The sequence below is a fragment of the Citrobacter sp. Ce006 genome, from assembly GCF_030336535.1.
GTDB classification, from domain to species: Bacteria; Pseudomonadota; Gammaproteobacteria; order Enterobacterales; family Enterobacteriaceae; genus Citrobacter; species Citrobacter europaeus.
In genome coordinates this window covers 907,017-929,219 of record NZ_JAOWDO010000073.1, presented here as the reverse complement: position 1 = coordinate 929,219, position 22,203 = coordinate 907,017, and the positions used below count along the sequence as shown (strand labels likewise).

General features: G+C 53.2%; 16 protein-coding genes and 1 tRNA gene. 12 read left to right on the top strand and 5 right to left on the bottom strand.

The window, feature by feature from the left end; genetic code table 11:
• The first annotated feature begins 356 nt into the window (after window positions 1-356).
• Window positions 357-974: a helix-turn-helix transcriptional regulator gene (locus tag OGV94_RS23015; RefSeq protein WP_043018761.1), complete on the top strand. Its 618-nt coding sequence runs from the start codon at window positions 357-359 to the stop codon at window positions 972-974.
• 75 nt (window positions 975-1,049) lie between these two features.
• Window positions 1,050-3,869 carry an intestinal colonization autotransporter adhesin MisL gene (gene misL / locus OGV94_RS23010; RefSeq protein WP_286524493.1) on the top strand — a complete coding sequence of 940 codons (2,820 nt, stop codon included), beginning with the start codon at window positions 1,050-1,052 and terminating at the stop codon, window positions 3,867-3,869.
• Window positions 3,870-4,043: 174 nt separating this feature from the next.
• Here the strand turns inward: misL and OGV94_RS23005 are convergent, their stop codons facing one another.
• Together OGV94_RS23005 and OGV94_RS23000 are read right to left on the bottom strand one after the other, a co-directional pair.
• Window positions 4,044-4,691: a DUF6680 family protein gene (locus OGV94_RS23005; RefSeq protein WP_226792335.1), complete on the bottom strand. Its 648-nt coding sequence runs from the start codon at window positions 4,689-4,691 to the stop codon at window positions 4,044-4,046.
• Between the two features lie 108 nt (window positions 4,692-4,799).
• Window positions 4,800-4,894, bottom strand: a tRNA-Sec gene (locus OGV94_RS23000).
• A 290-nt stretch (window positions 4,895-5,184) separates the two neighbouring features.
• On the opposite strand from OGV94_RS23000, the gene OGV94_RS22995 reads away from it, so the two are divergent.
• The 9 genes from OGV94_RS22995 (at window position 5,185) to OGV94_RS22955 (ending at window position 15,382) form a co-directional block, all read left to right on the top strand.
• The gene (locus OGV94_RS22995) at window positions 5,185-6,567 is read left to right on the top strand and encodes a glycoside-pentoside-hexuronide family transporter (RefSeq protein ID WP_080625948.1); all 1,383 of its coding nucleotides are present in this window, start codon (window positions 5,185-5,187) and stop codon (window positions 6,565-6,567) included.
• A 10-nt stretch (window positions 6,568-6,577) separates the two neighbouring features.
• A complete protein-coding gene (yicI, locus tag OGV94_RS22990) occupies window positions 6,578-8,896 on the top strand; it encodes an alpha-xylosidase (protein WP_286524489.1) in 2,319 nt (772 codons plus the stop codon).
• Window positions 8,897-9,341: 445 nt separating this feature from the next.
• The gene (locus OGV94_RS22985) at window positions 9,342-10,895 is read left to right on the top strand and encodes a BglG family transcription antiterminator (RefSeq protein WP_043018756.1); all 1,554 of its coding nucleotides are present in this window, start codon (window positions 9,342-9,344) and stop codon (window positions 10,893-10,895) included.
• A gap of 26 nt (window positions 10,896-10,921) precedes the next feature.
• The gene (locus OGV94_RS22980; protein ID WP_043018755.1) at window positions 10,922-11,392 is read left to right on the top strand and encodes a PTS sugar transporter subunit IIA; all 471 of its coding nucleotides are present in this window, start codon (window positions 10,922-10,924) and stop codon (window positions 11,390-11,392) included.
• Window positions 11,393-11,412: 20 nt separating this feature from the next.
• A complete protein-coding gene (locus OGV94_RS22975; RefSeq protein WP_043018754.1) occupies window positions 11,413-11,733 on the top strand; it encodes a PTS fructose transporter subunit IIB in 321 nt (106 codons plus the stop codon).
• A 26-nt stretch (window positions 11,734-11,759) separates the two neighbouring features.
• On the top strand, window positions 11,760-12,851 hold the full coding sequence (locus tag OGV94_RS22970; RefSeq protein WP_286524486.1) for a PTS fructose transporter subunit IIC: 1,092 nt from the start codon (window positions 11,760-11,762) through the stop codon (window positions 12,849-12,851).
• An 11-nt stretch (window positions 12,852-12,862) separates the two neighbouring features.
• On the top strand, window positions 12,863-13,714 hold the full coding sequence (locus OGV94_RS22965) for a class II fructose-bisphosphate aldolase (RefSeq protein ID WP_286524483.1): 852 nt from the start codon (window positions 12,863-12,865) through the stop codon (window positions 13,712-13,714).
• An 80-nt stretch (window positions 13,715-13,794) separates the two neighbouring features.
• Window positions 13,795-14,655, top strand: coding sequence for a ketose-bisphosphate aldolase (locus OGV94_RS22960; RefSeq protein ID WP_040231557.1), 861 nt, complete (start codon window positions 13,795-13,797; stop codon window positions 14,653-14,655).
• A gap of 49 nt (window positions 14,656-14,704) precedes the next feature.
• On the top strand, window positions 14,705-15,382 hold the full coding sequence (locus OGV94_RS22955; protein WP_043018751.1) for a D-lyxose/D-mannose family sugar isomerase: 678 nt from the start codon (window positions 14,705-14,707) through the stop codon (window positions 15,380-15,382).
• Window positions 15,383-15,423: 41 nt separating this feature from the next.
• Here OGV94_RS22955 and OGV94_RS22950 read toward each other — a convergent pair whose 3' ends face one another.
• Window positions 15,424-17,133, bottom strand: a complete 1,710-nt coding sequence (locus OGV94_RS22950; RefSeq protein ID WP_286524480.1) for an AsmA family protein — start codon at window positions 17,131-17,133, stop codon at window positions 15,424-15,426.
• A gap of 121 nt (window positions 17,134-17,254) precedes the next feature.
• Window positions 17,255-18,646 carry a xanthine/proton symporter XanP gene (xanP, locus tag OGV94_RS22945; RefSeq protein WP_003024026.1) on the bottom strand — a complete coding sequence of 464 codons (1,392 nt, stop codon included), beginning with the start codon at window positions 18,644-18,646 and terminating at the stop codon, window positions 17,255-17,257.
• 225 nt (window positions 18,647-18,871) lie between these two features.
• Between xanP and gltS the strand changes: the two genes are divergently transcribed.
• A complete protein-coding gene (gene gltS / locus OGV94_RS22940) occupies window positions 18,872-20,077 on the top strand; it encodes a sodium/glutamate symporter (RefSeq protein WP_003024029.1) in 1,206 nt (401 codons plus the stop codon).
• Between the two features lie 42 nt (window positions 20,078-20,119).
• On the opposite strand, the gene recG is transcribed toward gltS, so the two are convergent.
• Complete coding sequence (recG, locus tag OGV94_RS22935; RefSeq protein ID WP_043018749.1) at window positions 20,120-22,201, bottom strand: ATP-dependent DNA helicase RecG; 2,082 nt, start codon at window positions 22,199-22,201, stop codon at window positions 20,120-20,122.
• Window positions 22,202-22,203 lie beyond the last annotated feature (2 nt).

The following is a 22,203-nucleotide window of genomic DNA, read 5'->3' as shown; positions in this document are numbered from 1 at the left end:
ATTATCATTATATTTATCCACAGCACTTCAAGGGTGATTGAGTTATCAGTATTGTGTAATTAATGAGTATCGTTTACATCGGTTGTTTTTTAGCAAATAGTGCTTTTTTACTGTTTTATCCTGGAATCTTAATTTATGCATAAAATTCCTAATGCCCAGGCTGTAATTCTGAGGTAAGGCACAAAAAAGCTTAGCGCAATCGTATTAATCACAGCCCATACATAATAGCACATCAGGAGTTTATTACATTTTATTAGCACCACTGTTATTAACTGACAAGGAATGTCAAACGTGTCGGATTGACACATTTATTTACCAATGAAATATTTATGGAAAAATAACAGGAGTCATTTTTGATGAAGAGATCACCGTCACAGAGTGTTCGTTGCATAAGCTGTGAATTATCCTGTCAATTATTTCCGGATACTGCGGTTCGCGCCAGCTACTGTCACCGTGCCGCTTTTGCGATCTGGCCAGAGGGAAATGGCTTTCTGCAAAAAGGAATTATTGAAAAACTTCTGCTTAATAATCAAAACCATTTGTCGCGCGGGTTTATTTTTGTGGACTTTTCTTTCCCGAATCTGCGCCTGTTCGCCGACCCGCAATGGGTAGACCGCCTGGCCTATAGCGGTATGCATATTGTGTTGATAGCAGACAGGAACCTGGCGCCGTTAGCCAACTACTGGTTGTCAAAAAGCAATAAAATTCAAGGGATTATATATTCCGATGATGATGATGAGGTTCAGCGTCAGAAAATTCGCCGATTATTTACCGGCCACCTCGCTAACAGTAAACGCGGACGCTCTCTCAATTACACAGAAATGATATTACTGAAGCGCTTTGTGTCAGGAAAAAGCATTCAGCAAATTACCAAAATAGATAATATCGATATTAAGAAAATATATGTCTACAAGCTCAGGCTTGAAGATAAGTTAGGCCATAGCATTCATCAAATATTGTCGAATATTTTATAACGCATTTCTGATTTCTATTATTTTCACATCCTTGCGATGTGGTGGACGCTCTACGCCTGATAGCAGGAGGCTAATATGCCAAATCCCAAATCTTACTCTCGTATTGCCATAGCGGTTTCAGCCGCATTAACCTCTATGGTATTTTCAAGCCATGCGGCATGGGTTGACGTTGATAGTCTTCCTTCCAGCGGACTGGTTAGTAGTTTGCCCCCAGAGTTGCAGGCAATAATACCTGCGCAGGCAAATGCCAATTTCGCTAAAACCAGCGCCATGCCGAATTATGTTTATCAATGGAGTGCGGGTACTATTCCCGTTTATGGCAATGGATTAACGATTAATGGACCCGGTGCTGAAGCTTTTGAGCACTCTGTTACCGTTATTCAGAATAGTACCACGGGTAGCCCGGGCGTTATTTTCGGCGACGACCTGACGATTCGCACACAGTCGAAGAATGCCGCCAATAATGGTAAAGATGTTGACGGTATCCGCACGCATGGGGCCAATACGCCTGATAACCCAGTCTTTATCATTACAGGCGACCGCACCAGCATTTATGTGGACGGTCAGGATGGTGACGGTATTAACGCCGGTTACAACTCCTATAGCCAGGGTTGGAAAGGATCGGCCAGCATTTATGTCGGCGACGATCTGTATATTCAGACCACCGGTACCCAGGGACGTGGCATCACTGCAAACGCAATGAAAGACGCCACGCAGGCCAAAAATACGATTGTCGTTGGCGACCGGGCACACATTGTGACGACAGGTGACAGTTCAGAAGGTCTTCGCACCGGGCAGAGCGGTTCCTCGATCCTGCTTGGCAATGACGCCACTATTGAGACATCGGGTGCCTCTTCCACGGGGATTTATGCCGCCTCGTCTTCCAAAACAGAACTGGGCAACAACGCGACGATTACGGTCAATGGCGTTAGCGCACATGCGGTCTACTCCACCAACGCGACCGTAAATCTCGGCGAAAATGCAACAATCAACGTCAACAGTTCGGCGAAAGCGGCGTCATACAGTAAAGCGCCACGCGGCCTGTATGCGACTTCACGCGGGGCGATAAACCTGGCAGGCGGTGCCGCCATTACCATGGCGGGCAATCACAGCAATGAAAGCTATGCGATCAGCACCGAAACGGGCGGCACCGTAGACGGCTCCGCTGGCGGGCGCTTTCTTATCGATGGCGATCTTCACGCCGCCGGCGCGACTGCTGCAACCAGCAGCCTGCCGCAGCAAAACAGTACCATTAAGCTCAACATGACCGAGAACTCGTTGTGGAGCGGGGCGTCATACATCACCAGCGCCACTGCCGGGACGGGCGTTATCTCGCTGCAAATGAGCGACGCGACCTGGAATATGACCAACAGCTCAACGCTCACCGACCTGACGCTGAACGGCGGGTCAGTGGTGAACTTTGGGCATGCTGACGGTGAACCGTGGCAGACGCTTACCATCAATGAAGATTTTACCGGAAACGGCGGCAAACTGGTTTTCAATACCGTCCTGAATGACGATACCTCCGAAACCGACAAGCTGAAAGTGCTCGGCGACACCGCGGGTAACGCGTTTGTAGCGGTGAACAATATTGGCGGAACCGGGGCGCAGACCGTTGAAGGCATTGAGATCATCGAAGTGGCCGGTAATTCTGACGGTACTTTTGAGAAAGCGGGCCGTATTGTTGCCGGAGCGTACGACTATAACGTTGTGCAGAAGGGCAGCAACTGGTATCTGACCAGCTTTATTCCGGCTCCGCCTGATCCGGAAGAGCCGGACCCGGTTGATCCCATCGACCCCGACCCCGTTGACCCGGATCCGGTTGACCCTATTGACCCAGGTCCAGTAGATCCAGACCCCGTCGATCCTGTAGACCCGATTATCCCTGAGCCGGAAGAACCTGTTGCGCCTCCTGTCACTGAGCAGCAGTACCGCCCGGAAGCAGGCAGTTATCTGGCGAACAACTACGCCGCTAACACGCTGTTTATGACCCGACTGCACGACCGTCTGGGTGAAACGCAGTACATCGACATGCTGACGGGCGAGAAAAAAGTCACCAGCCTGTGGATGCGTAACGTTGGAGCGCATACCCGCTTCAAAGACGGTAGCGGACAGTTGAAAACCCAAAGCAACAGCTATGTCTTGCAGTTAGGCGGCGATCTGGCGCAGTGGAGTAGCGACGGTCTCGACCGCTGGCATCTTGGCGCGATGGCAGGTTATGCCAATAGCCAGAACCGCACGCAGTCCAGCCTGACCGGCTACCATTCACGTGGTCAGGTTACCGGTTACAGCGTGGGACTGTACGGCACATGGTATGCCAATGACGCCGACAAGACCGGTACCTACGTGGATACCTGGGCGCTGTACAACTGGTTTGATAACAAAGTGATGGGCCAGGAACAGGCGACAGAGAAATACAAATCCAGCGGGATAACCGCTTCTGTTGAAGCCGGTTACAACTTCAAACTGGGTGAAAACGAGCGCAATAGCTACTGGCTGCAACCGAAAGCGCAGGTGGTGTGGATGGATGTGCAGGCCGACAGCCACCGCGAAGCGAACGGTACCCGCGTGAGGGACAACACCGATGGCAACCTGATGACCCGTCTGGGGGTAAAAGCCTTTATCAACGGTCACAATGCCATCGACGACGGTAAATCTCGCGAGTTCCAGCCGTTTGTTGAAGCCAACTGGATCCACAATACGCAGACAACCAGCGTGAAAATGGACGATGTGAGCAACGATATGCGCGGCACCAAAAACATCGGCGAGCTGAAAGTCGGCGTTGAGGGTCAAATCACTCCGCGTCTCAACGTATGGAGCAACGTGGCCCAACAGGTCGGCGATAAAGGATACAGCGATACCCGCGGTATGCTCGGCGTGAAATATAATTTCTAATGTAATGCAGTAATGTAAAAGCCGCTGATTAACCTATCGGCGGCTTTTTTACGTATTGAAGATGGTGGTTATTGCAGTTGTTCGGTAAAACCGAACAACTGCAAATGAAAGGCCGCAACGTTGTTTTTAGCTGTGTGTAGTTCGTAGGCCGGCGTAAAGTCTGAAGGAATGAGTTTAGGGAATTGGCTCAAAACCCTGGGACGAAAGGCGTTGGTGAGGTTGGATACTGAGCCTGAAGAGAAGAGGTGAGTGGATTAATGCTCCTGCCTTCCGGGAATATTTATAATTTCCATTTTTAAAGCATTTTCTCCTGAGAATATTGCAGCTAACCCCCTGTCTAATTTTTAATTGATCGTTTTCTATTGCCCCGTGGGCCACAGGTGAGTATATAGCTGTTTGTAATTGAACTCGCTCAAAATCATAGCCAATATCTTTTGCTATCTCTGAAAGCAAGTCCAGAAAAAGATTGTTGCTTGTTTGGTTCCATATGGCACCTAATGTATTATCATTATCTGGATAAGATGTATTCAAATGTGCAAAATAAAGCTTCCATGAGGATAAGACATTGCTCTCAGAGGCGCTTCTCTTGGCCTTTCCTCTTTTTATTTTTCCATAAAATGCTAAGTCAATCATATTTAATGCACGAACATGCTCACTGGACAACCTTGCATTCTGAGATCTGGTAGCCATAAGCTGTTTGAATATATCAATTTTCAATGATTTTTTTTGGTAATATCTTTCTATAAATTTCTGTGTCTGAATGGCTAATAATGGACTAATTACTGTAGCTGCAATAGCCATTATCGTAAGGGCTGTACTCATATGAGATTCTCGATAAAAATAAATGGAATTAGAGATTTTGGGCGAGAATTATAAAAGCATATATATGGTGAGAGGATAGGGCAAATGGCTGGGATGATATAAGCATTTTGGCGGAAGATCACAGGAGTCGAACCTGCCCGGGACCGCTGGCGGCCCCAACTGGATTTGAAGTCCAGCCACCTCACCGGAGATGACGATCTTCCGCGCCTCGATTGCTACATGGAGGCGGGGCGCATTATAGCTACTTCCAAACGTTTCCACACCCCCTCACTCACTTTTTTAACTTCCGTTTCACGTTACCATGACCCGTTTCAAATAAATCCCTACGAAATCCATAAGTTACAGTGATGATTATTTTTTGACGCTACCCCGATCACAGAAAACAAGAATCGTAATTTGATAACGAGATATCGGAATACCCGCGCCCACAGGGATGGTTTACAAAAGCTGTAACCGGTACCAGCGCGTGAGAAAGTGCAAACAAGGATGCGTAATGAAAAGTGAGATTCTGTCTGTTAAAGAGAAAATCGGCTACGGCATGGGCGATGCCGCCAGTCATATTATCTTCGACAACGTCATGTTATATATGATGTTTTTCTATACCGATATTTTTGGTATTCCTGCCGGATTTGTCGGCACCATGTTTCTGCTGGCCCGCGCGCTGGATGCTATCTCAGACCCTTGCATGGGGCTACTGGCCGACCGTACCCGGTCGCGCTGGGGGAAATTCCGTCCGTGGGTGCTGTTTGGCGCTCTGCCGTTTGGTCTGGTCTGTGTGCTCGCTTACAGTACGCCAGACCTCAGCCTGCACGGCAAAATGATTTATGCCGCCATCACCTACACGCTGCTGACCCTGCTTTATACCGTGGTGAATATTCCCTACTGCGCGCTGGGCGGTGTTATCACCAATGACCCGACGCAGCGCATCTCCCTGCAATCATGGCGCTTCGTGCTGGCGACGGCGGGCGGCATGCTCTCCACCGTACTGATGATGCCGCTGGTGAATCTGATTGGCGGCGAAGATAAAGCGCTGGGCTTCCAGGGCGGGATTGCCGTGCTCTCGGTAGTGGCGTTCCTGATGCTGGCGTTTTGCTTCTTCACAACCAAAGAACGTGTGCAAGCGCCGCCGAGCAGCACCTCAATGCGTGAAGACCTGCGCGACATCTGGCAAAACGACCAGTGGCGCATTGTCGGCCTGCTGACCATCCTCAACATCCTGGCCGTCTGTGTTCGCGGCGGGGCGATGATGTATTACGTCACCTGGATCCTGGGCACGCCGGAAGTGTTTGTCGCCTTCCTCACCACTTATTGCGTCGGCAACCTGATCGGCTCTGCGCTGGCAAAACCGCTGACCGACTGGCGATGCAAAGTCAGCGTCTTCTGGTGGACGAACGCCCTGCTGGCGGTCGTCAGTCTGGCGATGTTCTTCGTGCCGATGCACGCCAACATCACCATGTTCGTCTTCATCTTCGTGATTGGTGTACTGCATCAGCTCGTGACGCCCATCCAGTGGGTAATGATGTCCGACACCGTTGATTACGGCGAGTGGTGCAACGGAAAACGTCTGACGGGGATCAGCTTTGCGGGAACGTTGTTCGTGCTCAAGCTGGGTCTGGCGCTCGGTGGGGCGATGATCGGCTGGATGCTGGCGGGCGGCGGTTACGATGCCGCAGCGAAAACCCAGAACAGCGCCACCATCAGCATCATTATCGCATTGTTCACGATTGTCCCGGCTATTTGTTACCTGCTGAGTGCCGTGATCGCCAAACGCTTCTATACCCTGAAAACGCCGTATCTGACGGAAATTATGAGCCAGTTGGCTCAGGGCGCGCGCCGCAATCAGCAGGATTTTACGACGAAAGAATTACAGAACTAAGGAACTGACGATGAAAATTAGCGATGGTAACTGGCTGACGCAACCTGGCCTGAATTTAACTCACCCGATTCAGGTATTCGAGGTCGAACAGCAGGGTAACGAGATGATCGTCTACGTTGCGCCGCGTGACGTGCGTGAACGTACCTGGCAACTGGATACCCCACTCTTCACCCTACGCTTTTTCTCGCCGCAGGAAGGCGTGGTTGGCGTGCGTATGGAACACTTCCAGGGCGCGCTGGATAACGGTCCGCACTACCCGTTGAACGTGCGGCAGGACGTCAACGTCGAGATGCAAAACACCGCTGAATTTGCCGAACTGAAGAGCGGTAATTTGAGCGTGCGGGTCACCAAAGGTGAGTTCTGGTCGCTGGATTTCCTGCGTAACGGGGCACGTATTACCGGCAGCCAGTTGAAAAATAACGGCTATGTCCAGGATACCCACAGCGGGAAAAACTATATGTTTGAGCGCCTGGATCTGGGCGTTGGGGAAACGGTGTACGGGCTGGGGGAGCGCTTTACCGCGTTGGTACGTAACGGCCAGACGGTGGAAACCTGGAACCGCGATGGCGGCACCAGTACCGAGCAGTCTTACAAGAACATCCCGTTTTATCTGACCAACCGCGGCTACGGCGTGCTGGTGAACCATCCGCAATGCGTGTCGTTTGAAATCGGCTCTGAGAAAGTGTCGAAAGTGCAGTTCAGCGTTGAAAGCGAGTATCTGGAGTATTTCGTCATCGACGGCCCAACGCCGAAAGCGGTGCTGGATCGCTATACCCGCTTTACCGGTCGTCCGGCGCTGCCGCCCGCCTGGTCGTTCGGCCTGTGGCTGACCACGTCGTTCACCACCAATTATGATGAAGCGACGGTGAACAGCTTTATCGACGGCATGGCCAAGCGCAATTTGCCGCTGCACGTCTTTCACTTCGACTGTTTCTGGATGAAAGCCTTCCAGTGGTGCGACTTTGAGTGGGATCCGGCGACTTTCCCGGACCCGGAAGGCATGATCCGTCGCCTGAAGGAGAAAGGGCTGAAGGTCTGCGTCTGGATAAACCCCTATATCGGTCAGAAATCCCCGCTGTTCAATGAATTGAAAGAGAAAGGGTATCTGCTCAAACGTCCGGACGGTTCCCTGTGGCAATGGGATAAATGGCAGCCGGGTCTGGCGATTTATGACTTTACCAATCCGCAAGCCTGCGAGTGGTATGCCAACAAGCTGAAAGATCTGGTGGATATCGGCGTTGACTGCTTCAAAACTGACTTTGGCGAACGCATTCCCACAGACGTGCAGTGGTTTGACGGTGCCGATCCGCAGAAAATGCACAACCATTATGCCTACATCTACAACGAACTGGTGTGGAACGTGCTGAAAGAAACCGTCGGTGAAGAAGAGGCTGTGCTGTTCGCCCGTTCGGCCTCCGTGGGCGCGCAGCAGTTTTCGGTGCACTGGGGCGGTGACTGCTACGCCAACTATGAATCGATGGCCGAAAGCCTGCGCGGTGGGTTGTCTATCGGTCTGTCCGGCTTTGGCTTCTGGAGTCACGATATTGGCGGCTTTGAGAATACCGCCCCGGCGCACGTCTACAAGCGCTGGTGTGCGTTCGGGCTGCTCTCCAGCCACAGCCGCCTGCACGGCAGTAAATCCTACCGTGTGCCGTGGGCCTACGATGACGAATCCTGCGATGTGGTGCGTTACTTCACCGAACAGAAATGCCGCATGATGCCGTACCTGTATCGCGAAGCGGCACGCGCCAATGAGCAAGGCACGCCGATGATGCGCGCAATGATGCTGGAGTTCCCGGACGATCCGGCGTGTGATTATCTCGACCGCCAGTACATGCTGGGCGATAGCGTGATGGTTGCGCCGGTGTTTAGCGAGGCAGGAGATGTGCAGTTCTACCTGCCGGAAGGACGCTGGACGCATCTGTGGCATAACGACGAGGTGGCGGGCAGCCGTTGGCATAAACAGAGGCATGACTTCCTGAGTCTGCCGGTGTATGTGCGCGACAACACCCTGCTGGCGCTGGGGCGCAATAATCAGAAGCCGGACTACGCCTGGCACGAAGGGACCGCCTTCCAGCTGTTCTATCTGCAGGAGGGCCGGGAAGCGATTTGTGAAGTCCCGTCGGCTGACGGTTCGGTTATCTTCACGCTGAAGGCGACGCGTGCGGGTAATACCATCACCGTGCAAGGGAGTGGCGAAGCGCGTAACTGGACGCTGTGCCTGCGTAATATTGCGCAGATCAGCGGCGTGAAGGGCGGTTCATCTGCCGGCAGTGAGCAGGGCGTAGTGGTAACGCCTGAAGGTGATACTCTGACGATTACCCTGTAAATTCAGTCTACGTGGTGCCGGATGTGTTTTATCCGGCCCACGCTGCGAGCAGCGTTCCAGATCTGAAAATCAAAAACATCCTGATTTAAAATTTTATATCTCCATATTTGCGAGCGTTATCACTCTAACTCCCGCGAAAAATGTGATCTGCGCCGTAAATATCTCACTATTTCCCCTTTTTGTCTTATTTCTGTCCGGAATACAGGACACGATTTAGTATTGTTGGCGCATCGTAGTCCTCTTATATTTATCATCACGGAATACACGTGGAGCATAAATGCTTCTTTATAACCTAAATAATTCGAGTTGCAGGAAGGCGGCAACGCAGCGAATCCCCTGAGCGTACATAAGTACGTGACTGGGGGGAGCCAGGAAAGCCAACGCACATGCAGCTTGAAGTATGACGGGTATAGATATTTAATCTGGTATGTAATAAGGGTAAATAATGCAAATGATTACCTCGCGACAAAACAGATTATTAAAATTTCTTCTGTCCCGGAAGGAATATGTCACACTTCTGAAAATTGCCGAATATTTATCTGTTTCAGAGAAAACAGTCCAGCGCGATCTACGGCTACTGGAATCATGGTTAGCGGAATGGAAAATAACCATTGATAAACGTACCGGTGCGGGCGTGATATTAATTGCCGATAATATTACCGATCTTTTATATCTGGATCAGTTATTAGGGGCGGAAGGTGAAGATGCTGACGGCATGATGAATAATTCACGACGAGTCAAAATAGCCTCCCAATTATTAAGTGAAACGCCACATGAAACTTCGATCAGCAAATTATCCGAACGTTATTTCATTAGTAGCGCATCGATTGTCAACGATCTGAAAGTGATTGAGTCCTGGATCACTCCGCTGGGCCTGTCGCTGATTCGCAGCCAAAGCGGTACGCACATCGAAGGCAGTGAGAGCGGCGTGCGTCAGGCGATGGCGTCGCTGATTAACGGTGTGATTAACCATAATGAACCTGGTAACGTGGTTTATTCACGCCTTGACCCGGGCAGTTATAAAGCGTTAGTGCATTACTTTGGCGAAGAAGACGTTTTATTTGTCCAGACGTTGTTGCAGGAAATGGAGAACGATCTGTGCTGGTCGCTGGGTGAGCCTTATTACGTCAATATCTTTACTCATATTCTGATCATGATGTACCGCATCACGCGGGGCAACGCGCTTGCGAGAAAAGAAGAAAACATCACTTTATGTGACGAGAACATTTTTTCCATTGCCAGCCGTATGATTCAGCATATCGAAAAACGTATTGCCCATCCGCTACCGGAAGACGAAGTCTGGTTTATTTATCAATACATTATCTCCTCCGGTGTAGTGATTGAGGAACATAACGATGTGAGCGTGATTGGCCATATGCACTCCAGCGACGAAGCACGCTTAATTACCCAGCGGCTGATTGCCACCTTCGCCGAAATGGTTGACAGCGATCTTAGCCAGGACACTGCACTGTACGACGGATTGCTGATCCACATTAAGCCGCTGATAAACCGCCTGAACTACCAGATCCGTATTCGTAATCCCCTGCTGGAGGACATTAAAGGCGAGTTACAGGATGTCTGGCGTCTGACTCAGTGTGCGGTAAATCGGGTGTTTAGCGGCTGGGGCGAGCGGGCCGTGTCGGAAGATGAGGTGGGATATTTAACCGTACATTTTCAGGCCGCTATGGAGCGGCAGATAGCACGAAAGCGCGTGCTGCTGGTCTGCTCAACCGGTATCGGCACCTCTCACTTACTCAAAAGCCGCATTTTGCGCGCCTTTCCGGACTGGACCATCGTTGGCGTGGTGTCGGCAGGCAGCCTGCCCTCCGTGCTGACGGACGATATTGAACTGGTGGTATCGACGATCAATTTACCTGCCGTTGCCATCCCGGTCGTGTATGTCACTGCCTTCTTCAATGATGCGGATATTAAGCGGGTAACAGAAACGGTTATTACGGAAAAATTACATCGGGCGACGTCGCTGGTCGTTGCAAATTAATGTCTGAACTCCATGAGGTATGATTGATGGACATCACGAAAATACTCAATACAAATCGCGTTATTTTGGACATGAAGGCCACAAACAAAACGGAGGCTATTGAGGAACTGACGGATATTCTGCAAAAAGATGGGGCAATTAGCTGTCGGGAAACATTTATTCAGGATGTCTGGCTGCGTGAATCAGAAGGTTCGACCGGCTTCGAAAATCATATTGCGATCCCGCACGGGAAATCTTCGGCGGTGGTTAATACTACGCTGGCGATTGGTCGTACCCGCCAGGACATTCCATGGGAAACCCTGGATGGCAGCAACGTGCGCTGCATCATTCTGTTTGCCGTACGCCTTGAAGATCAAAACACCACCCATATTCGTCTGCTTTCGCAGGTTGCCGGCGCGTTGGCGGATGACGATATTATTGAACAACTGTTAGTCGAAAGCAGTCCACAGAAAATTATTGAGCTTTTTAGCCAATATGCTGAATCCAATGTTTGCTAAATAAAAAAGTGGAGCATGTTATGAATATTGTTTGTGTCGCCGCCTGTACGGCGGGTATTGCGCACACCTATATTGCTCGTGAAAAGTTAATTAAAGGTGCTAAAGCGCTTGGCCATAATATAAGAGTAGAAACCCAGGGGACCATTGGCACGGAGAACGAACTGCTGGCAGAGGATATTTCTGCGGCTGATGTCGTGATTCTTGCTGTCGATGTAAAAATAAAAGGGGAGGAGCGCTTTTCAAATAAACGCATTGTGCGAGTGAAAACCGAAATCGTCATAAAATCGCCGATTCAGTTTCTTGAAAAGGTCGAAAAATCATTAGTTAATACTAACCAGTAGCGATCCTCATTCTGGAGGGATTTCACATGAGTGAAAATAAAATTCCGCTATCTCAGGAAATAAAAAGACATTTATTAACGGGAATTTCGTGGATGATCCCGTTAATTGTTGCCGCCGGGATCTGTATTGCTCTCGGGCAAATACTTGGCGGCACTAACGTGGGTGAAAAAACAGGCACCATACCCTGGATGCTCAACCAGATTGGCGGCTGGGGAATGGGGTTAATCGTACCGCTGATTAGCGCGGCGATTGCGTACTCCATTGCCGATCGTCCCGGATTCGCGCCGGGCCTGATTGTCGGCTTCGTCTGCGGAGATATTCATACCGGTTTTATCGGCGGGATGCTGGGCGGGTTTCTGGTCGGTTATACCGTCCTGCTGCTCAAACGCTATATCCGTTTGCCACAGTCGATGCAGGGGTTGATGCCCATCATGGTGTTGCCGGTACTGAGTACCGTCATTGGCGGCCTGTTGATGATGACGCTGATTGGCAAGCCGATAGCCTGGCTGCAGGACGCATTGATTCATCTGCTGGAGTCTATGCAGGGCGGATCCCGCTTTCTGATGGGCGCTATACTCGGCGCAATGGCGACATTCGACTTTGGCGGCCCGGTGAATAAAACCATGTCGCTGTTTGCTGACGGCATGCTGGTCAGCGGTGTGTACGGTCCGGAAGCGGTGAAGTTTGTCGGTTCGATGATCCCTCCTTTTGGCATTACGCTCTCTTTCCTGCTGACGCGTCACAAATACACCCGTGCGGAGCGCGAGGCGCTGAAAGCGGCATTCCCGATGGGGATCTGCATGATTACCGAAGGGGTTATTCCGATTGCGGCGCGCGACCTGCTGCGCGTGGTGGGGTCCTGCGTGGTAGCTTCGGCGATAGCGGGCGGCCTGATAATGGTATGGGGCGTCGAAAGCCCGGTACCGCACGGCGGCATGTTCGTGGTCCCACTCTTTACGCATCCGCTGCTGTTTTGCCTGGCGCTGGGGATTGGCACGGTGATTTGCGGCGTCATGCTGTCGCTGTGGAAGAAACCGGTGACCGAGCGTGACGAAGAGTTTGATGAACTTAGCGATCAAAAGCTGAAAGACGAAGAGATCACCTTCACCCTGGAATAACCGGAGGCCGTATGTTTGCCGATATGAAAAGCATGGTGACGAAAGCCTGGCGCGAGCAGTACGCGCTGCTGGCTATCAACTGTATGAACCTGGAAAGCGCCCGTGCGGCGGTACGGGTGGCTGAGAAACACCATGCGCCTATCATTCTGAATCTGTATCAGGGACACCTGGACCATTTTCCGGCTCCGATAGCGGCAGCGGTGGTCAAAACGCTGGCAGAGGAAGCCTCGGTACCGATCGCGCTGGCGCTGGATCATGGAAAGGATCCTGTACGCATTCGCCAGGCTTTTCGCGCCGGATTCAGCGGGTTAATGATCGACGCCTCCGCCTTTGCCCTGGAGGAGAATATTCGCCAGACCCGGGCGGTGGTTGATCTCGCTGCCAGCGTGCAACTGTGTGTGGAGGGTGAGCTGGGCCATCTGGCCGATGCTCCACGCTATGATTATGCGACTAACGCGGATTTGATGACCCAGGCTGCCGACGTGGAACCCTTTATCCAACAGACCGGGATCGATTTACTGGCGGTATCGGTTGGCACGGCGCACGGCATGTACGCGCCGGGCGTCACGCCAGCTATTGATTTTCAACGGCTGGAGGAAATTGCCCGGTTATCAACGGTGCCGCTGGCGCTGCATGGTGGCAGCGGGACGCCGTTTGACCAGCTACAGCGCTGCCCGACGTTTGGCGTTGCCAAGATAAACGTTGGCGCGGCGGTTTTCGAAGCCGGAAAGGCAGCGCTACTACATACCCTGTGTCGCGACACATCCGGTGAACTCGTTGATGTCCTGGCCCTGATGGAGCAGGCCTGCGAGGAAGCCATTATTCCGTACCTGCAGGCCAGCGGCGCTATCGGCAAAGCCTGATTCATTTTCTGTAACGCCTTTTATGCCTCTGCGATGACGCACTGGCAGGGCTTTCTACACCCTGAAACTGGAGAATTAACATGTTAGTTTCGATGAAAGAATTACTGCAACCTACCCGTCAGCACGGTTTTGCCATCGGCGCATTCAACGTGGCGGACAGCTGCTTTGTACGTGCCGTAGTGGAAGAAGCGGAAGCGACCAATACCCCGGCGATTATCTCCATTCACCCCAGCGAACATGATTTTGTCGGCGATGCGTTTTTTAGCTACGTGCGCGATATCACCCTGCGCAGCCCGGTTCCTTTTACTCTGCATCTGGACCACGGCGCTTCGGTTGAGCATGTCCTGCGGGCAATTCAGTGTGGGTTTACCTCGGTGATGATTGATGGCTCGCTGCTGCCGTATGAAGAGAACGTGGCGCTGACCCGAGAAGTGGTCAAACTGGCGCATGCGGTAGGCGTTTCGGTGGAAGGGGAGTTGGGTACGATTGGCCAGACCGGGACGTCAGTGGAAGGCGGCGTGTCGAAGGTTACTTATACCGATCCTGCTCAGGCACAGGATTTTATCGCCCGTACCGGCGCGGACACGCTGGCGGTGGCAATTGGAACTGCGCACGGGATCTACCCGAAAGGGATGCAGCCAGAGCTGCAAATGAATATCCTGCGCGACATCGCCGGGCGGGTGGATATTCCGCTGGTGCTGCATGGCGGTTCCGCGAACCCGGATGCGGAAATTGCCGAATCCGTGACGCTGGGCGTTGGCAAAATCAATATTTCCAGCGACATGAAATACGCCTACTTCCAGAAAGTCCGCGAAATCCTGGCGAAAGAAACCTGGTGGGATCCTAACGTTATTTACCCGGAAGCCATTAGCGCCGCGCGTGACGTCATCCGCCATAAAATGAAACTGTTCGGCTCAACCGGCAAAGCGTCACTTTACTAACGGCATGCAGGCGGGGCGACCCGCCTCTTTCGCAATAAGGAAAAGTGGAATGAAGCGTTCACACATTAATTATGCCGTCGATAAAGCGCATGCCATCGCCGAGACTTTTCGAATCTGTCTGCCTGACTTTGCGTATTTTACCGTCGACGCCTGGCGGCAACAGGATCAAACTCTGTGGCGTGAAGTGCTCGATCTCCAGTTGGGATGGGACATTACTGACTTCGGGCGCGGAGATTTTGCGCAAACGGGGCTGACGTTACTGACGTTGCGCAATGGTCTGATAGGGTCAGTCAATTACCCCAAACCGTACGCCGAAAAGATGCTGCAAATTCAGCAGGATCAGCAAACACCATGGCATTTTCATCGCCACAAAATGGAAGATATCGTTAATCGCGGCGGCGGTGATTTGTGTATGCAACTGGCGTGGGCCACGCCTGATGACGGGTATGATGCCCGGCGCATTGTTGAGGTTAGCGTGGATGGTCAGCGGCGTACCGTTGACGCTGGCGAGACGCTGGTATTGAAACCGGGACAAGGGGTGTGTTTGCCGCCACGGTTGTATCACCGCTTTTGGGCGGAGAAAGCATTCGTGCTGGGCTGGGAAATCTCGATGGTCAATGACGACCTGCATGACAACCATTTCCTTGAGCCGGGCGGTCGCTTCCCGGCGATAGAAGAGGACGAACCGGTGAAATGGTTGTTATGCAGTGAATATATTCGTTTATAAGCGGGGGTAGGCCCGGTAAGCGAAGCGCCACCGGGCAATAATCACTGCGCAACGGGTGGGGCGGTAATTTCACTCCCGGATACCACGCCCGCCCGCATGGTTTGCGTTACCTGTTGTTTCTCCACATTCACCGCATGTAACTGACCGTTGACCGTAGGCTTGAGCGGTGCATCGGCCTGAAGACCGCCGCTGGCGGTAAGCTGGATGTTACCGTCACCGGAAAGCGGCAGCGCGGGCCATCCCCAATGTTGCAGAATCGTCATTGGCACGCCGCGCCCGTTCAGGCTGACCTGAGTCTGGCGCTGAGGCAACTGCGAAATGCTGGCGGTGGACTCCAGTAGCCCTTTTTCCGTATAGGCGCTCAGTTCGCTGATATTGATGGTGCTGCTGTTCGCGGTCAGCGCCAGCGAAGGACGACGCACGTCGGTGCGGTTAAAGGTGGCTGCAGCGGCGTTGAGGGTGGCGCTTCCGCTCCAAACCCCCCACTGATTGTTCTGTACCAGCCCGAGGTTGGCGCCGTAACCGTCCAGCGCGGTGAGTTGCCACGGGAAGTCCGGATCGATATCAATCACCAGATTACGGCTGGCGCTGAATTTCTTCAGCGTCAGGCTGTTTAGCCAGGCTGGCAAGGGTTTCATCCAAAGCTGTTTCCAGTTTTCCGGCAGCGTATATTCCAGACCGGCAATAGCGGCATCATCGAGGACCAGCGCTTTGTTGCTGCGCATCCAGCTTCCGGATGTTCTGACCATACCGCCTTCCCAGCGGGTGGTGAACTGGCGCAGAGCAATACCCTGTGGTGAGAACTCGGCGTTCAGGATTGGATCGAAGAAGTGCAGAGAGCCGTAAATAAACTCGCTGGCATTCATCGACAGTTTGCCTTCCTGGGTTTGCCAGTCGTCCTTACTGAAGGTCATGTTGCGCAAGCTCAGGTCGAGATCCGTCACCGCCCAGTCGGGGCCTTGCAAACGGGCATCTGTTACCTCCAGACGACCAATTTGCAGGGAAGGAATCGTGCTTAACGGAGCAAAAAACTCGGCCAGCGATTTGTCGCTTTGCAGCCGGATATCGTTCAGGCGCAGATTCTCCACTACCCAACTACCGTCGGCATTGCGCTGCGCCACGCCGGTTAATGCCCCACGCGCCACGTCTGCGCCAATATTGCTAAGCGTCACCCGGTCATGGTCGATGCTGCCTTCAATCAATACGTTAGTGGTCGGGACATCGTTGAGCGTCAACGAACTGGCGCTGAGCTGAATTTGCGCTTTACTCCCGAGAATTTTACCCGCCTCAGGGCTCCAGGGAATGACGCCGCCGTTAACGCGCTGCGCGCTCAGGGTCCACTCGCTACCGGGGCTGTTAAGGGCCATATCCTGCAACTGCAGGCGATCGGCCTGGAACGGCAGCGGCGCGGTTTGCTGCGACAAATTCAGCGTGCCGTTTTGCAACAAAATGGTGTCGACATGCAGCGGGTCGGTGATTTGGCGGCTGCTCAGTCCAATATCGACCGTTTTGGCGACCAGCGTCGCGGGCTGACCATCCCGGCCAAAGGTGACGTTTTCCAGCAGAATATGGGAAGGGGAAGAAAACCGGTGATCGATGGCATCAAAGGCCAGATGGTAGCTGCTGTTCTCCGAGACCCAGGCGCTGACATGCTCTGCGCCCCAGCGGGTTTGCAGTAGAAAATAAAGGCCAAGGATCGCCACTGCAAGGGCGATCAGCACGTAAAGAAGCAGCTTTCCAATAAATTTCATGGTCTTCCATCCCGCGAAGTGCACATAGTCAAGTTATGCACGATTTAGGCGCAATGCTCAAGGCGGGAATGGTGAAAGAGCGTTACAGCGGCGTTGATTCAGAATCAACGCCGCATTTTGCTTATTGCTTCTCTGGCGGGAATACCAGGTTCAGAACGATAGCGGTGATACCGCCTGCGGCAATGCCGGAAGAGAGCAGGTTTTTCACCCAGTCCGGAGCGAACTGCAAGATCAGCGGCTGCTGGGAAACGCCCAGGCCGACGGCCAGCGACAGGGCGATAATCAGAATCGCACGGCGGTTCAGTGGCTCGCGGGACACGATACGCACGCCGGATGCCGCGATCGTACCGAACATCACCAGCGTTGCGCCGCCGAGTACCGGCTCAGGAATATGCTGTACAAAACCGCTGACCGCCGGGAACAAACCCAGCGCGATCAGCATCAGCGCCACCACAAAACCGACATAGCGACTGGCAACGCCTGTTAATTGAATAACCCCGTTGTTCTGGCCAAAACAGGAGTTAGGGAAGGTGTTGAACACGGCGGAAACAAACGAGTTCAGACCATTCGCCAGCACGCCGCCTTTCAGGCGTTTCATGTACAGCGGACCAGAAACCGGCTGCTCGGAGACGTCGGAGGTGGCCGTAATATCACCGATGGTTTCCAGCGAGGTGATCATAAAGACCAGCATCAGCGGCAGCAGTAAACTCCAGTCGATACCCAGGCCATAATACAGCGGCGTTGGCACCATCAGCAGATCCTGGCTTACCGGCGCGGTATTTTGCGGCAGCATGTCCATAAACCAGGCCAGCAGGTAACCCGCCGCCATTGCAATCACCAGTGACGCAACGCGCAGGTACGGGTTGCGCTGGCGGTTAAGCAGAATAATTAGCGCCAGCACGACGCCTGCCAACAGTAAATTCTTCGGTGCGCCAAAGGTGTTGTCGCTCATTGCGGCATAGCCGCCGCCAATCGACGTCAGACCGACCTGAATCAGCGACAGGCCGATAATCATCACCACCACGCCTGAGACCAGCGGAGTAATGATACGACGCGCCAGATGCAGTACGCGTGAAATAACCATCTCAGTGCAGCTGGCCAGCATCAGCGTACCGAACAATGCTGCCATCATGGTTGGGACATCTGCGCCACCGGTTTTTAGCGCTGTACCGCCCATAATCAGTGGCGCAACAAAGTTAAAGCTGGTGCCCTGAATGGATAACAGCCCTGAGCCGACCGGGCCCCAGGCTTTGATCTGAATGATAGAAGCTACGCCGGAAGCGAACAGCGACATACTGATAATGTGTTGAGTATCCTGAGCCGGTAAGCCGAGCGCCTGGCAAATTAACAGAGCAGGGGTGATTACCGCGACGAACATGGCCAGCAGGTGCTGGCAGGCGGCAAACAGGGTCTGGGCTAGCGGGGGGCGATCTTCAAGACGGTAAATCAGTTCACTGTTGTGAGTCTGCGCAACCGGTTGCGCATTTGTTGACTCTACGGCGTTAACGGACATCAGAGGCAATCCCATGGTGGAAAAGCGGTGATTTTATCTGACCAGGGCAGAAATGCAAACGTTTGCTACCAGGTATTCTTAATATTTAAAACGGATAAACAAACATTTTTATATAACTTTTCATGATTTTCTGCTTAAAATCCACCCCGAAAACTCAATAAGAGCTAAAAATCGGTCTGGAATGCATCGTGCGTGATTGTGCTAAACGCACTAATGGAGCTGTAAATGTTTTATCTCGATACGTTATCAACGCTGGTTGCGGCAACCCTTGTATTGCTGCTGGGACGTAAGCTCGTCCAGTCTGTTTCCTTCCTGAAAAAATACACCATTCCCGAACCTGTAGCGGGCGGATTGCTGGTAGCGATTGCGCTGTTGGTACTGAAAAAAAGTATGGGTTGGGAAGTGAACTTCGACATGACCCTGCGCGACCCACTGATGCTGGCCTTCTTCGCCACCATTGGCCTGAATGCCAATATCGCCAGTCTGCGTGCTGGTGGCCGTGTGGTGGGAATCTTTCTGATTGTGGTTGTTGGCCTGCTGCTGATGCAAAACGCCATCGGTATTGGTATGGCGACCCTGCTGGGCCTGGATCCGCTGATGGGGCTGATTGCTGGTTCAATAACCCTCTCTGGCGGACACGGAACCGGGGCCGCATGGAGCAAGCTGTTTATTGAACGTTATGGCTTCACCAATGCAACTGAAGTGGCGATGGCTTGCGCAACGTTTGGCCTGGTTCTGGGCGGATTGATTGGCGGTCCGGTGGCGCGCTATCTGGTCAAACACTCCACCACGCCTGACGGCATGCCTGACGATCAGGCCGTGCCGACCGCGTTTGAAAAGCCGGACGTCGGGCGCATGATCACCTCGTTGGTGCTGATTGAAACCATCGCGCTGATCGCTATCTGTCTGACGGTGGGTAAAATCGTTGCGCAAATGCTGGTGGGAACGGTGCTGGAACTGCCGACCTTCGTTTGCGTGCTTTTTGTTGGCGTGATCCTCAGTAACGGCCTGGCGCTACTGGGCTTTTATCGGGTATTTGAGCGCGCGGTTTCGGTGCTGGGTAACGTCAGTCTGTCGCTTTTCCTGGCGATGGCGCTGATGAGCCTGAAGCTGTGGGAGCTGGCTTCTCTGGCTCTGCCGATGCTGGCAATTCTGGTCGTGCAGACCATTTTCATGGCGCTGTACGCGATATTCGTCACCTGGCGCATGATGGGTAAGAACTACGATGCCGCCGTGCTGGCAGCCGGACATTGCGGTTTTGGCCTCGGCGCGACGCCGACGGCGATTGCCAACATGCAGGCGATTACCGAACGTTTTGGGCCGTCCCATATGGCGTTTTTGGTGGTGCCGATGGTGGGGGCGTTCTTTATCGATATCGTTAACGCGCTGGTGATTAAGCTGTATCTGCTGTTGCCGATTTTCGCGCAATAAAGGCTGTGCGGCGGAGTCACATCCGCCGCCGCTAAGAATCAACTATGCGTTGGAGTAGCGTTCGGTTTCCGGCATCCAGCGCTCGATTAGCGCCACAGCCTGTTGCGGGTAACGTTCATGAATATGGCGGGCAATACGCTGAACTTCCGGGATAATCGCTTGATCACGCAGTAAATCCGCAACTTTGAATTCCGCCGTTCCGGTCTGGCGTGTACCCAACAGCTCGCCGGGGCCGCGAATCTCTAAATCTTTTTGCGCAATGACGAATCCGTCGTTGCTATCTCGCAGAACCTGCAGGCGTTGTTGTGCAGTTTTTGACAGCGGTGATTTATAGAGCAGGACGCAATGGGAGGCCACCGCGCCTCGACCTACGCGACCACGTAGCTGGTGTAACTGCGCCAGGCCCAGGCGCTCCGGGTTTTCAATAATCATCAGGCTGGCATTGGGTACGTCCACGCCCACTTCAATCACCGTGGTGGCAATGAGCAGATGCAATTCTCCCTGTTTAAAAGCAGCCATTACCGACTGCTTCTCGGCAGGCTTCATGCGCCCGTGTACCAGGCCAATATTGAGTTCGGGCAACGCCAGTTTAAGCTCTTCCCACGTCGCTTCAGCCGCCTGAGCTTCTAACAAATCAGACTCTTCAATTAACGTACAGACCCAGTACGCCTGACGCCCTTCGTGGGTGCAGGCGTTGCGCACGCGGTCAATAATATCGCTGCGGCGGGTATCCGGAATGGCTACCGTAGTGACCGGCGTACGCCCCGGAGGCAGTTCGTCAATGACCGACGTGTCGAGATCGGCATAGGCGGTCATCGCCAGCGTGCGCGGGATTGGCGTGGCGGTCATGATTAGCTGGTGCGGGTGAAAACCCTGCTGCTGGCCTTTCTCCCACAGCGCAAGACGCTGATGCACGCCAAAACGGTGCTGCTCATCGATGATAACCAGCGCCAGTCCGTTGAACTGCACCTGCTCCTGGAAAATCGCGTGCGTGCCGACAATCATCTGTACCTGGCCGCTGGCGATGGCTTCCTGCTGTGCCTGGCGCGCTTTGCCTTTCTGCTTACCTGCCAGCCAGCCCACTTCAACGCCCAGAGGCGCGAACCAGTTGCGGAAGTTATTCGCATGCTGTTCAGCCAGCAATTCGGTGGGGGCCATCAGCGCCACCTGCTTACCATGTGCGATAGCCCGCAGCGCGGCCAGAGCCGCAACCAGGGTTTTACCGGAGCCGACATCGCCCTGCACCAGACGCATCATTGGGACATCCAGCGCCATATCGCGTTCGATCTCAGCGGTAACGCGGGCCTGTGCGCCGGTGGGTTTAAACGGTAGCGCCGCCAGCAGTTGGTCTTTCAGCGTATTGTTTGCGCTCAGCGGCTGGGCGTGGAAACGCTGTGCCCCGGCGCGTAGCGCCAGCATGCTGAGGTTATGCGCCAGAAGCTCTTCCAGAATCAGACGTCGCTGCGCCGGATGCTGGCCGGTTTCCAGATCGCTCAATTGCAGTGACGGCGGTGGACGGTGTAGCGTGCGCAGGGCTTCCGGCAGGCTCATCATGCCCTGTAACAACTCTGGCGGCAGCAGTTCGGCAATGGCGCAGGTATCGAGCAGCTCCAGCGCTTGATCGGTCAGTTTGCGCAGCGTGGCCTGCTTCACGCCTTCGGTAGTTGGATACACCGGTGTGAGCGTTTCCTGCAATTCCGGCGTGCTGAGATCGCCCTGCACGCGGTATTCCGGGTGAATCATTTCTGCCCCATATTTCCCGCGTTTGGCTTCACCGTAGGCCAGCACCCGGCGACCGGTCGCAAGGCTGTTTTTCATCGCAGCGCTGAAATTGAAAAAGCGCATGGTGAGAATGCCGGAGCCATCGCTGATCTGACAGGTCATCATCCGGCGGCCACCGAAGGTGATATTACAGTTCAGCACTTCGCCTTCAACGGTGGCATAGACGCCCGGTAGCAATTCGCCAATGGGGTACAGATGGGTACGATCTTCGTAACGCAGAGGGAGGTGGAGCAGGAGGTCCTGCACGGTGTGCAGGCCAATTTTCGCCAGTTTACTGCTTTGCGCTGCGCCAACGCCGGTCAGAGAGTTGAGTGGGATGGCATCCAGTAAACGGCCTTTCATCG